Origin of the sequence: Streptomyces sp. NPDC048254, assembly GCF_043201895.1 — a bacterium.
Taxonomy (GTDB): Bacteria; Actinomycetota; Actinomycetes; order Streptomycetales; family Streptomycetaceae; genus Streptomyces.
This window is the reverse complement of record NZ_JBICZJ010000033.1, coordinates 1-11,858: the sequence shown is the minus strand read 5'-3', so window position 1 is coordinate 11,858 and position 11,858 is coordinate 1. Positions and strand designations below refer to the sequence as shown.

The window sequence follows — 11,858 nt, the reverse complement described above, 5'->3', positions numbered from 1 at the left end:
GCTGTCAAGTGAGCGGGACGATCGAAGGCATCGGGTTCCGGGATGCGTGTGTGCCAGGCCTGTCCCAGGTTTCCGCAGGCTGCTTCACTCCCACCTGCACACCTCAAGTGCCTTCGTCGCCTCGGTCTCGACGGGCGACTCGTGACTCTGCGCGACGGCGCACTCCACCCGTGGAAAGGCCTGCAATGACGCTGACATCCCGACGCTCCTTTCTGATCGCCGGTTCCGCCACAGCGGCGGCCGCGCTCGTTCCGGTCGCCTCCGGCACCGCCACCGCCGCGCCGAAGGCGTCGGGCAGCACGCTCTCCGTCGGTGCGGGGGAGACCTACGAACTCGCCGCGACCACCAGGGTCAGCCTGCTGACCGTCGGCGACGGCGGCAGGATCGCCGCCCCGGACGGGTACGACATCAGCCTCACCGTCGACGGCGTGGAGACCGGCCAGCTGCTCACCGCGACCGGCGGCACCGCGACCCTCATCCAGGCCGGCACCTACCGCGGCGACGTCGTCCTCACGGTCGCCGAGTCCAACGACGTCACCTACCAGACGCTGACCTTCCCGTTCCGGCAGGCCCTCTACGTCGGCACCGACGGGGTCGACTCCGCGAAGTCCGTGCTCTCCGCCGTCCGCGGCGGCAAGGTCACCGACGCCGCCGCCCGGAACGTGTCGATCACCTCCACGGGCGAGTGCTTCAACGGCGTCTACGTCGAAAGTGGCAGCTACACCCTGCAGAGCCCCACCATCTCCCTGACGGGCAACGGCCGTTCGGACTTCGCCGGGTACGGCGCGGCCGTGGTCGGCGACGGCTCCTCGACCAGGCTGGTCGTGGACGGCGCCCGGATCGGCACCAAGGGCGTGGTCCGCACCACCGTCATCGCCGACAACGGCGCCAACGTGCTGGTCAAGGACTCCTTCCTGCGCGCCCGCAACGGCGTGCTGCCCGCCGACTACCAGGCCACCGTCGAGACCCCCTACATGGAGTCCGTGCCCTGGATGCTCGGCCTCGACGGCAACGTCCGCGCCACCAACCTGATCGGCAAGAACAGCATCGCCACCTATCTCAACTCGACCGTCTTCTCCGAGACGTGGGGCGCGCTGTCGGTCGAGGGCGGCAGCGGGCTGAAACTGACCGCGATCAACAGCCATGTCGGCAACACCGGCGACTACGGCTACGGCACCTACGCCATCGGCGACGCCACCGTCCGTGTGCTCGGCTCCCGCTTCGACGTCGGCTCCTACGCGACGATCATCGCCGGACCGGCCGCCGTCGTGCACTACGGCGACAGCTCCCGCGAGGCGGTCGCCGCGCTCAACGCCGAACTGGAACTCGGCTTGTCCAAGGCCGAGTTGGCGAGCGTGCCGGTGCGCAGCACGGTCGTCGACTCCGGTCACTTCGGCTACATGTTCTTCGGTGCCGGTCAACTCACCCTGGACGGCGGCACCGTCGTCAACTCCGAGCGGGCCACCTTCCTCAACAAGGGCCAGCAGACGGCGATCTCGGTCGACGGCTCGCAGGGCGCCCGGCTCAACCCGCGCGACGGTGTCATCCTCCAGATGATCGAGCTGGACGACCCGGGGCCGGTCAACGTCAACGGCAAGATGATGAACATCGGCGTCTACACCGAGCCCACCACCGACCCGGCCAAGGACTCCTCCTTCGACGTCACCGCCGTCCACGCCACCGACGGCGCCGCCACCTTCAGCTCCATCAGGCTGAAGGGCGACTTCTACAACGGCATGCGAGGCGGCAAGAACATGGTCCTCACCTTCGAGGACTCCCGCGTCGAGGGCGTCATCTCGGCGACCGGGGCCAAGCACCGGGTGCCCTCCATCGACTCGTCCACCTTCTACGAACTGGGCATCGTCACCAATACCGTGCAGGCTGCCGTCAACAACGGCGTCGTCGTCCGGCTGAACAGCGGCTCGACCTGGACGGTCACCGGCACCTCGTACCTGACCAGCCTCACCCTCGCCGCCGACGCGGCCGTGCGGGCGCCGCGCGGCAGGACGGTGAAGCTGACGGTGGACGGCACCGAGACCGCCCTCACCGCCGGCTCCACCTACACGGGGGCCCTCACGCTCAGCGTGGCGTGACACCACCCGGCTGACGGCGCGGTCCGTCGTACGGGCCGCGCCTGCGCCGTGTCCGGCGCCGGTCGCTCCCGTAAGCTGGCCGGATGTTCAGCCCCGATGGCCCGAGTCTCCGCGAGCTCACCGTCCAGGCCCTGTCCTCGGTCGAGCGCGGCTACGACCTGCTGGCCCCCAAGTTCGACCACACCCCCTTCCGGACCCCGGACCAGGTCCTGGAGGCGGTCGCCAAGGCGCTCACCCCGCTGGGCCCGTTCACGGACGGCCTCGACCTGTGCTGCGGCACCGGCGCCGGTCTGGACGTGCTGGCCCCGGCGTGCCGGAACAGCGTCACCGGCGTCGACTTCAGCGCCGGCATGCTCGACATCGCCCGGCGCCTGCCCCCGCCCGACGGGCCGGACGTGCACTGGGTGCGCGCCGACGCCCGGGCCCTGCCGTTCGGGCCCGCCTTCGACCTGGTGGTCAGCTTCGGGGCGTTCGGGCACTTCCTGCCCGGGGAGCTGCCCGGTCTCTTCGGCCAGGTGCACTCGGTACTGCGGCCGGACGGCACCTTCGCCTTCCCGGTGCTGGCGCCGCCCCGCCCCACCGGCCTCGGGTTCTGGACGCTGCTCGGCTTCGACGCCGTGATGCGGGTGCGCAACGCCGTGTGGCGGCCGCCGTTCGTCATGTACTACCGGGCCTTCCTACTCGGGTCCGTGCTGGGGGAGTTGGAGCGGGCGGGGTTCTCGGTGGAGTTGCGCGGGCTGCCCGAGTTCGGCCGGCGTGACGACGGCAGCCCGCGCGCCCGGCTCGTCGTGGCCAGGAAGGCCGGCGAAGGTCAGCCGGCTGCCGGCACCGTGAACTCGTAGACCAGCGTGTCCTGCTGGGCGTCCACCACGAGGTCGGTGATCTCCAGCGGGCGGGCGTACTGGTCGTGCACCCGGCGGGTCACCAGGACCGAGGCCGCGTCCGCGATCTGGCTGATCGAGTCCCGGTGGTGCAGGGTGAGGCCGGCCTTGCGCATCCAGTCGTAGGCCCGGCGCAGTTGTGCGGCGGCCGTGCCGTCGGCCCGGTCCCGGTAGCGGCCCAGTTCCTCGACCTCGGTCAGGGCGACGGCCGAGAAGGAGGTCACGGCGGTGCGCAGGGCACGGCCGTCGGGGAAGGCGGATTCGTAGCGGTGGACCAGGGTCGGCCGGTGCGGGGCGAGGCCCAGGGCCGCCGCGTGCTCCGGCGGTGGCTCCTCCCAGGTCACCGTGGCCCGGTCGACCGCGCCGTGCTCCGTGGTCCCGGCTCCCACCGGGAAGGCCAGGGAGACCGGGCTCTCCACCGGCCGGCCGCGCAGCGTGGCGTGGCTGCCGCGCCGGTCGGTGGCGACCAGACCGCTGTGGCGCAGCACCTCCAGCGCCTGCCGGACGGTCTCCCGGCTGACGCCGAAGTGCTGTGCCAACTGCCGTTCCCCGGGCAGCCGTTCGCCCGGCGGGATGGTGCCGTCGCGCAGTTCGCCGAGGAGCTGTGTCGCGATCCGCCCGTACAGGGGCTGCCCTTCGCTCTCGGAGTGTTCGTGCTGGGTGGTGCGGGCCATGCCGCGCCTCCTGTTGGTGACAAGACGTAGCCGTGCGGGCTCATTGCGCGACCAGATCTAGCATTGGTCTAAACCATCAGGGAAGGGCGGCTCACAGGTTCGGCCGAAACCGAACCGGCCTCACAGGCTCGCGTAGAGGGCGTTCACCAGGGCCGTCTTGCGTGGATCATCCGCGATCCGAGGCCCCATACGGTTCATCACGTACCCCAGCGAGATCCCCGCCTCCGGGTCGGCCAGCCCGCACGAACCGCCGAACCCGTCGTGCCCGAAAGCCCGTGGGTTCGGTCCGTAGGAGCCGTTCACCCCGCTCAGCCACAGGCCGAGCGCCACCTCGGTCTCGTACTCGAAACCCGCCCCGAGCACCAGGTCACGGCAGCTGCCCTGGCCCTCGCGCACCCGCTCGGCCGCCTCCGGCGACAGCAGGCGCAGGCCGCCGTACTCGCCCCGGCCCGCGAACACGCCGTACAGCACGGCGACCGCCCGGGCCGTGCCGTGACCGTTGGCCGCCGGGATCTCGGCCGCCCGCCACTCCGGCGTGTTCGCCGCGCTCGCGCCCACCCCCGGGTTGGCCAGGGCCGCCACCGCCGCCGGCGCCAACTGGCTGAAGATCGCAGCCTGTTCACTGTCCGACAGGACCCGTGGATGGTCCAGCACCGCCGCCCGCCCGGCCTCCTTCTCCGGCAGCCCGACGGTGAAGTCGATGCCCAGCGGCCTGGTCACCTCCCGCTCCAGGAACGCCCCCGGCAGCAGGCCCGACACCCGCCGCACCACCTCGCCGACCAGGAAGCCGTAGGTCATCGCGTGATACCCCGACCGGGTGCCCGGCTCCCACCAGGGCTCCGTCGCCGCCAGCCGGGCGGTCGTCAGCTCCCAGTCGTACAGCTGCTGGAGCGAGTGCGGCTCCCGCAGGCCGGACAGGCCGGCGCGGTGCGAGAGCAGATGCCGCACGAGGACCCGCTCCTTGCCCGCCGCCGCGAACTCGGGCCAGTAGTCGGCCACCGGCGCGTCGAGGTCGAGCAGTCCCCGGTCCGCCAGGATGTGTGCGCACAGGGCGACCGGTCCCTTGGTCGTCGACCAGACGTTCACCAGGGTGTCCCGCTCCCACGGCCGGTCGCGCCCCGGGTCCGCCCAGCCGCCCCACAGATCCACGACCGTCTCGCCGCCGGCCGTGACCGCCACGGCGGCGCCCAGTTCCTCCCGGTCCCGGAAGTTCTCCTCGAAAGCCTCCCGCACCGCCGCGAAACGCGGCTCGCAGTGACCGTGGACCGGTGGCTCGTGCTCGGACATGCGTCCTCCGTCGTACGCCGGAAAACCCGGACCGCGACGCTGCGGCCCGGGCACCCCGAACGTACCGACTGGTCGGACTGGAGGGAAGGTCAGTGGAGGAAGAGACCCCCGTACGGCTCCTGGTGGCCCTCCGCGGTGTGCCAGTAGTCGCGGCTCGCCACCGCCGGGCCCCGCCCGTCGAAACGCACGAACACACACCCGGCCAGCGTGGCCGCCGTACCGCTCTCCTCGGAGAGCACCCGGAACTCGGCCACCGCGACCCCGCCGGGCCCGACCAGGGGCGCGGAGAACCGCACGTCCGTCACCCGCTCCGCCTCGAACGACCAGCGCAGATACTCGGCGAGCCGGTCCCGGCCCCGGTGCGGTTCCCGGAACGGCATCGAGCGGTGCTCACAGTCCTCGGCGTACAGGGCGAGCAGCGCGTCCACGTCGTGCGCGGCCCAGCCCCGCTCCCACACCCGGACGAACCGCTCGGCGGCCTCGCGCGTGTCCATCTCCGGCGCCCCTCCGTCTCTCAGGCGTAGGCGCGCAGCCAGCTCAGCTTCGCCGCCTCGTGGTACGGACCGCCGCCCTCGTGGTCGTTGAAGTCGTACACCTCGATCTCCTTGTCCTCGTGCGCCCAGGAGTTGAAGGCCGAGAACACCGTGGACGGCGGGCAGGTCTGGTCCTCCAGGGCCGCCGAGAACAGCGCCGGGGCCCGGCCGCGCGCCGCGAAGTGCACACCGTCGAAGTAGGACAGGGTGCGCTGGACGTCCGCCGAGCGGCCGCGGTGCGTCTTGAGGAACAGGGCGATCTCACGGTACGGGTGACGGTCCGTCAGGGTGACGGCGCGCGGGAAGTCGCACAGGAACGGCACGTCCGGCGCCACCGCGGCCAGGTCCGGGACCAGGCCGCCGACCGCGATGGTGATCCCGCCGCCCTGGCTGGCGCCGAGCGCCACCGTCCGGGTCGCGTCGGTGAGCGGGTGCGAGCGGGCCGCCTCGATCGCCCGGACCGCGTCCGTGTACACCCGGCGGTAGTAGTAGTTCTCGGGGGCGTCGATGCCCCGTGTCATGAACCCGGGGAAGGCGGGGGCGCCGCCCACCGGGTCGGCGGTGCCGCCCCCGCCGCCCCAGGCGCTGCCCTGGCCGCGGGTGTCCATCACGAAGTGCGCCCGCCCGGTCGACGCCCACAGCAGGTTCTCGTGCGCCAGTCCGCGCCCGCCGCCGTATCCGATGAACTCGACGACCAGCGGCAGCGGTCCGGTGGCCCCGGCCGGCAGCCGCAGCCAGCCCTTGACCGGGTGGCCGCCGAACCCGGCGAACGTCACGTCGTACACGTCGACCGTCGACAGCCCGGTGTCGACCGGCTCGAAGCGGGCGTCGAGATCGTGCTCGCGGGCTTCCTGGAGCGTCTTGGACCAGAAGGCGTCGAAGTCCTCGGGCGCCACCGACGCGCTGCGGTGTTCGCGGAGTTCGTCGAAGGGAAGGTCGAACAGAGCCATCAACAACCGCCTTTGGCGAAGGGATCGTGCGGATGATCACACCGTACGTCGGTCATCGGACGAGTCGCCAGGCTTCCGTACCGGCCGGCACCTACCGTGACCCCCGCCCTCGGAAGTCGATCCGCTGGTCAGGGGCGCCAGGCCGCTCGTCGCCGGCGGCGGCCGGGGGATCCTCGGCGGCCGGGCCGCCGTCACAGGTGGTCGGATCACCCCGGACGCGGGCGGCGGGCAGAGTAACTGCGGAGGCGGGGATCTTCGGATCCTCAGGCTCGGCCGCGGGTCCAGTCCGGGCCGGTGCGGGCCCACTCCTGTTCCCACTCGGCGAGCCGGTGCCGCAGCGCGACCCGGCGGACGACACCGTGGCCGAGCAGCACCACGGCCGCGGCGCCGCCCGTCCCGCACAGGCCCACGGTGACCGTGTGCTGCCAGACGGCGACCTCGTCGGGCGGCGGGGCGACGCCGTGCCCCCGACGGTCGAACCAGACGTCCACGGTGTCACCGGCCCGGGTCCCCGCCGGCACCCGGGCCAGGGCGGTCTTCGTGCCCTTGCCGGGTTCGGTCCAGCGGACGTCCGCCTGATAGGCGTGCTCCCGGTCGCCGCCCTCCACCGACGGCAGCTGCTCCGGCGTGTTCCCGACGACCACCGCCCGGACCATGTGCCGCTCGGCCCGCTCCACCGTGGCCACCGACCGTGCCCGCTCATGGGCCCACAGTCCCGCCACCGCCCCCACCAGGGGCGCACCCACGCACAACAGGACCGCGACGGCCAGCGCGATCCATGCCTCCAGCAGGTCGGACCTGCGCCGCAGCGGGTTGTGCCGCCAGCGCCAGCCACGCACTCGGGTACGCATGTCGACCTCCTCGCCGCCACGGGAGCCGTAGGGCCGGACAGCCGGTCCGCAGCTCCAGCGTGCCCCCCTTGCACGCCAGCGTCCACATCGGTCTGTTTACCCCGTACGGGGTACCTGGCCCACCTGCCGGCGCTACGAAGGCGACACCGGCTGAAGCACGGGTTCCGCCGCGCGCCGCACCCCCGGCCCCGGCGCCCCGAGGCATCCGGCCCGCACGCCCCCGCCGGGCCGGCCGGCAGGCCTGCCGTGACGCGATCAGCCAGATGCGGCCCAGGTCAGGGCCCCGATCATTGCGGCCGTATGAACGATCCGAGGGTGCGGGAATAGCGGCCGGGCGATCGTCCTTGCCGCAGAGTGCCGGTAGCGGGACACCGGTGACAGCATCAGAGAGCGAGGGAGAACGATGCCCAAGGCGTACGTCTACACCAGGCACGGCGGGCCGGAGACCGAGGCCTTCGCCGATGTGGACCGGCCCGTTCCCGGCCCCGGTGAGCTGCTGGTCGCGGTGCGGGCGGCGGGGGTCAACCCCGTCGACTGGAAGTTGCGCAACGGCTTCCGTCGCCCGGGCGAGGGCGAGGCACGCTTCCCGGTCGTCCTCGGCAGCGAGGCCGCCGGAGTGGTCGAGGAGATCGGCGAGGGCGTCACCGGGTTCGCGGTCGGCGACGAGGTCTTCGGCAACACGCCCGCCGGCGCGTTCGCCGAGTACGCCCTGCTGACGGCGTCCGTGACGGCGCACAAGCCCGCCGCGCTGTCCTTCACCGACGCCGCCACCCTGCCGGTCGCCGCGGCCACCGCCTACGACGGGGTGCGCCAGCTGGACCTGCCCGAGGGCGCGACCCTGCTGGTCACCGGTGCGGGCGGCGGAGTCGGCGCGGCGGCCCTGCAGATCGCCCGCGCCTGGGGGCTGCGGGTCGTGGGCGTGGCGAGCGAGGCCAAGAAGGACTTCGTGGAGTCGCTCGGCGCCGTGCACGTGCCCTCCGGCCCCGGCCTCGCCGAGCGGGTGCGGGCCGCCGCGCCCCAGGGCGTGGACGGCGTCTACGACCTGATCGGAGGCGAGGTGCTCACCGAGGCGGCCGGCCTGCTCGCCGACCGCACCAAGCTCATCACCGCGGGTGCCGCCCCGGACGCCGTGGCCGCGCTGGGCGGCAGCCGGGTCGAACGCGCCCGTACCGCCACCGTCCTCGAGGAGGTGGCCGAGCTCGTCGTGGGCGGTGAACTCGACCCGTACGTCTCGCGGACCTTCCCGCTCGCCGAGGCCGGCCAGGCACTGCGCACCGTCGAGGACGGGCACACGCGCGGCAAGATCGTGATCGAGGTCGCCGCATGAGCGTCCCGAGCCCCGGCGCGGGCGCCCCGCACGTCCTGGACAACCCCGCCCTCGCCTCGCTCACCGGCCCGCACGCCCTCTTCGCCGAGCGGCGTGGACGGGTGCTGCGCTACCCGGTGGACGTCTCCCCGTGGCTGGCCCTGCCCGACGATCCCGGCCCGCAGGACTGGGCTGACCTCGCCGCCCTGGCCGGACCGGGTGCGGAGGTCGGGCTGGCCGGCTTCCGGGGTGAGCTCCCGGACGGCTGGGAGCTCACCATGAACCTCGCGGGCGTGCAACTGGTGGACGAGGGCATGGACGCCGTCCCGGAGCCGCAGGCGGTCCGCCTCGGCCCCGCCGACGTGCCCGAGATGCTCGACCTGGTCGAGCGCACCAGGCCCGGTCCGTTCCTGCCCCGAACCGTCGAGCTCGGCACCTACCTGGGCATCCGCCGTGACGGCAAGCTCATCGCGATGGCGGGGGAGCGGCTGCACCCGCCGGGCTGGACGGAGATCAGCGCGGTCTGCACCGACGCGGCGTACCGCGGCGAGGGCCTGGCGACCCGGCTGATCCGCGCGGTCGCGTACGGCATCCGGGCACGCGGCGAGACCCCGTTCCTGCACACCGGCGCCGAGAACACCACCGCGATCCGGCTGTACGAGTCCCTCGGCTTCCGGCTGCGCCGCCGTACCGCCTTCCTGGCGGCCCGGGTGCCGCAGACGTTCGGTCAGTCCGCGCCGGTGCCCGCGGACGTCCCGGCGTTGTAGCGCTCCAGGTATCCGGCGAACCTGACCAGGTCCTCCTCCGGCCAGTCCGCCAGCCGTTCCCGGAACGCGGCCCGGCGACTGCGGGTGACCTGGGCCAGGATCTCCTGCCCGGCGTCCGTGAGATGCAGCACCTGGACCCGGTGGTCCTCCGGGTCCAGGCGCCGCTCGATCAGCCCCGCCCGCTCCAGCGCCGCCACCTGCCGGCTGACCGTCGACTTGTCCAGCGCGTAGTGCGCGGCCAGGTCGGTCGCCCGGCAGCCGCCGCGCTCCTCCAGATGCCCGAGGAGCGTGTACGACACCAGTGACAGCTCGGGGTGCATACGCCCGGCGGACGCCCGGGCCCGGCGCGCGAAGGCCGTCATCTCGCGCTGGATGGTCTCGACAGCCACCTCGGCCGCCGTCACGGGAGGACCTTCGACGGCGGCATGTACACCAGCTGCACCTTCACGGGAATTCCTCCTCCGACGTTCTAGTTGTATAGTACAACTTGAGTGTGAGTTGTATAAGCCAACTAGTTTGGCCGGAAGGTATGGAGGTCGTACGCGATGAGATCACCGGCACTGCGCCATGTGCTCACGCACCTGATCACCCCGCTGCTGATGTGCCTGGGTATGGGGCTGGCGTACATGGGTGCGTTCGTCCACCCGGAGCCGAACCACCTGCCCGTCGCCGTGGTCGGCGCCGGACCGGAGGCGAAGGTGTTCGCGCAGACCGTCAAGGACACCGCGGGTGACCGGCTGGACGTCCGTACCGTCCCGACCCGTACCGCAGCCGTCCATCTGCTGACCTCCCGTACCGTGACCGGCGCCTATGTGCCGAGCGTCAAGGCGCCGGAACTGCTGGTCGCGAGCGCCGCGTCCGACATGGGCGCCACCGCCGTCGAGAAGGTCTTCACCCCCGTCGCCGCCGAGGAGGGCGTCCCGCTCAAGGTCACCGACGTGGCCCGGCCGGTCGCCGACGACCCCACGGGACAGGGCCTGTTCTTCCTGCTCATCGCGGTGAGCATCGGCTCCTACGCGTCGGTCGCCGCCCTCGGCGCGGCCGGCGGCACGCTCCCCATGCGGATACGCGCCCTGCTCGCGCTCGGCGTCTCCGCCGTCGTCAGCGGCATCGGCGCGCTGCTCGCCGGACCGGTGTTCCACCTCGCCCACCACGACCTGGCCGGTGTCTGGGGCATGGCCTGGCTCTACTCGGCGGGCATCCTGCTCATCGGTGTCGGCCTGCACACCTTCCTGAAGCGGTGGACCACGCTGGCCATGATGGTGCTGTTCGTGATGCTCAACTTCACCAGCTCGGGCGGGTTGTTCCGCCCCGAGCTGCAGAACGGCTTCTTCGGCACCCTGCACGCCTTCTGGAACGGCGCCGGCTTCGTCGAGGGCATCCGCAGCCTGCTCTACTTCGGCGACGACGGCCTGGGCCGCAACGTGTGGACCCTCGTCGTCTGGCTCCTGGTCGGCCTCGCGGTCACCGCGGTCGCGGCGGCGTACGAGCGGGCCAAGGCCCGGGGCGCGAGCGTGGTTGTACCGGACTCGCCCGCGGGGCTCACGGCGGAGGCGGCCGAGGCCGAGGCGGAAGCGGAGGAAACGGTCGGCGTGTGACCGGCGGACCGGCGGCCGGATAGGCTCTCGGCGATGCTCTCCCTCTCCGACACCACCGCCGTCGTCTCCGCGCTGCGCGCCGCGGGCTGCGTCTTCGCCGAGGACGAGGCGGAGCTGATCCTCGCCACCGCCGGCACCCCGGACGAACTGGCCACGATGGTGGACCGGCGCGCCGCCGGACAGCCCCTCGAACACGTCCTCGGCTGGGCCGGCTTCCACGGGCTGCGGGTGCTGGTGCAACCGGGCGTGTTCGTGCCCCGCCGCCGTACCGAGTTCCTGGTCGACCGGGCCCTGGCGCAGGCCCCGGACGCGTCCGTCGTCGTGGACCTGTGCTGCGGCTCCGGCGCGGTGGGCGCGGCCCTCGCCGCCGCCCTCGGGGACACCGAACTGCACGCCGCCGACATCGAACCGGCCGCGGTCGACTGCGCCCGGCACAACATCGCCCCCTACGGCGGACACGCACACCTCGGCGACCTGTTCGACGCGCTGCCCGCCGCCCTGCGCGGCCGGGTCGGCATCCTCGCGGCCAACGTGCCCTACGTCCCCAGCGGCGAGGTGGGCCTGCTGCCCGCCGAGGCCCGCGACCACGAGCCGCTGGTCGCCCTCGACGGCGGCGGCGACGGCCTCGACGTGCTGCGCAGGGTCGCCGCCGGGGCGCCCGAGTGGCTCGCGCCCGGCGGCTGCGTCCTCGTCGAGACCAGCGAACGCCAGGCCGAAGCAGCCGTCGACGCCTTCGCCGTCGTCGGCCTGACCGCCCGGCTCGCGGTCTCGGAGGAGCTGTACGCCAACGTCGTGATCGGCGTACGGGACCAGGACTAGGCCGGACTAGGCCGTTTCTGATGGCTCTTGGTTGGGTGGGTGGATCTCGTGGTTGGCCGGGCAGGACGCCCGTATGGTGCGGCGACACGAGCTCACGGA

Annotated in this window: 12 protein-coding genes; 6 read left to right on the top strand and 6 right to left on the bottom strand. The window is 72.8% G+C overall.

What is annotated here, in order from left to right; genetic code table 11:
- The first annotated feature begins 185 nt into the window (after positions 1-185).
- Together ACGFZQ_RS49335 and ACGFZQ_RS49330 are read left to right on the top strand one after the other, a co-directional pair.
- Positions 186-2,093, top strand: coding sequence for a hypothetical protein (locus ACGFZQ_RS49335; protein WP_393846053.1), 1,908 nt, complete (start codon positions 186-188; stop codon positions 2,091-2,093).
- An 83-nt stretch (positions 2,094-2,176) separates the two neighbouring features.
- Positions 2,177-2,935 carry a class I SAM-dependent methyltransferase gene (locus ACGFZQ_RS49330; protein ID WP_393846052.1) on the top strand — a complete coding sequence of 253 codons (759 nt, stop codon included), beginning with the start codon at positions 2,177-2,179 and terminating at the stop codon, positions 2,933-2,935.
- Here the strand turns inward: ACGFZQ_RS49330 and ACGFZQ_RS49325 are convergent.
- The 5 genes from ACGFZQ_RS49325 to ACGFZQ_RS49305 form a co-directional block, all read right to left on the bottom strand.
- Positions 2,905-3,648, bottom strand: coding sequence for a GntR family transcriptional regulator (locus ACGFZQ_RS49325; protein WP_393846051.1), 744 nt, complete (start codon positions 3,646-3,648; stop codon positions 2,905-2,907). The two genes, ACGFZQ_RS49330 and ACGFZQ_RS49325, sit on opposite strands and share 31 nt — an antisense overlap.
- A gap of 120 nt (positions 3,649-3,768) precedes the next feature.
- Positions 3,769-4,935 (bottom strand): serine hydrolase domain-containing protein, encoded by a 1,167-nt coding sequence (locus tag ACGFZQ_RS49320; RefSeq protein ID WP_393846050.1) that lies wholly within the window; start codon positions 4,933-4,935, stop codon positions 3,769-3,771.
- 89 nt (positions 4,936-5,024) lie between these two features.
- Positions 5,025-5,429 carry a nuclear transport factor 2 family protein gene (locus tag ACGFZQ_RS49315; RefSeq protein ID WP_393846049.1) on the bottom strand — a complete coding sequence of 135 codons (405 nt, stop codon included), beginning with the start codon at positions 5,427-5,429 and terminating at the stop codon, positions 5,025-5,027.
- 20 nt (positions 5,430-5,449) lie between these two features.
- Entirely contained in the window at positions 5,450-6,418 is a 969-nt protein-coding gene (locus tag ACGFZQ_RS49310) for an acetylxylan esterase (protein ID WP_393846048.1), read from the bottom strand.
- 263 nt (positions 6,419-6,681) lie between these two features.
- Complete coding sequence (locus ACGFZQ_RS49305) at positions 6,682-7,269, bottom strand: DUF3592 domain-containing protein (RefSeq protein WP_393846047.1); 588 nt, start codon at positions 7,267-7,269, stop codon at positions 6,682-6,684.
- Between the two features lie 403 nt (positions 7,270-7,672).
- Here ACGFZQ_RS49305 and ACGFZQ_RS49300 point away from each other — a divergent pair, with 403 nt between their 5' ends.
- On the top strand, positions 7,673-8,596 hold the full coding sequence (locus ACGFZQ_RS49300) for an NADP-dependent oxidoreductase (protein WP_393846046.1): 924 nt from the start codon (positions 7,673-7,675) through the stop codon (positions 8,594-8,596).
- The gene (locus ACGFZQ_RS49295) at positions 8,593-9,342 is read left to right on the top strand and encodes a GNAT family N-acetyltransferase (RefSeq protein ID WP_351736243.1); all 750 of its coding nucleotides are present in this window, start codon (positions 8,593-8,595) and stop codon (positions 9,340-9,342) included. The genes ACGFZQ_RS49300 and ACGFZQ_RS49295 overlap by 4 nt, the downstream gene beginning before the upstream one ends.
- Here the strand turns inward: ACGFZQ_RS49295 and ACGFZQ_RS49290 are convergent.
- Positions 9,303-9,704, bottom strand: coding sequence for a MarR family winged helix-turn-helix transcriptional regulator (locus tag ACGFZQ_RS49290; protein WP_393846102.1), 402 nt, complete (start codon positions 9,702-9,704; stop codon positions 9,303-9,305). The two genes, ACGFZQ_RS49295 and ACGFZQ_RS49290, sit on opposite strands and share 40 nt — an antisense overlap.
- Before the next feature lie 183 nt (positions 9,705-9,887).
- Between ACGFZQ_RS49290 and ACGFZQ_RS49285 the strand changes: the two genes are divergently transcribed.
- Positions 9,888-10,940 (top strand): hypothetical protein, encoded by a 1,053-nt coding sequence (locus tag ACGFZQ_RS49285; protein ID WP_393846045.1) that lies wholly within the window; start codon positions 9,888-9,890, stop codon positions 10,938-10,940.
- 33 nt (positions 10,941-10,973) lie between these two features.
- Positions 10,974-11,759, top strand: coding sequence for a putative protein N(5)-glutamine methyltransferase (locus ACGFZQ_RS49280; protein WP_393846044.1), 786 nt, complete (start codon positions 10,974-10,976; stop codon positions 11,757-11,759).
- The last annotated feature ends 99 nt before the right edge of the window (positions 11,760-11,858 follow it).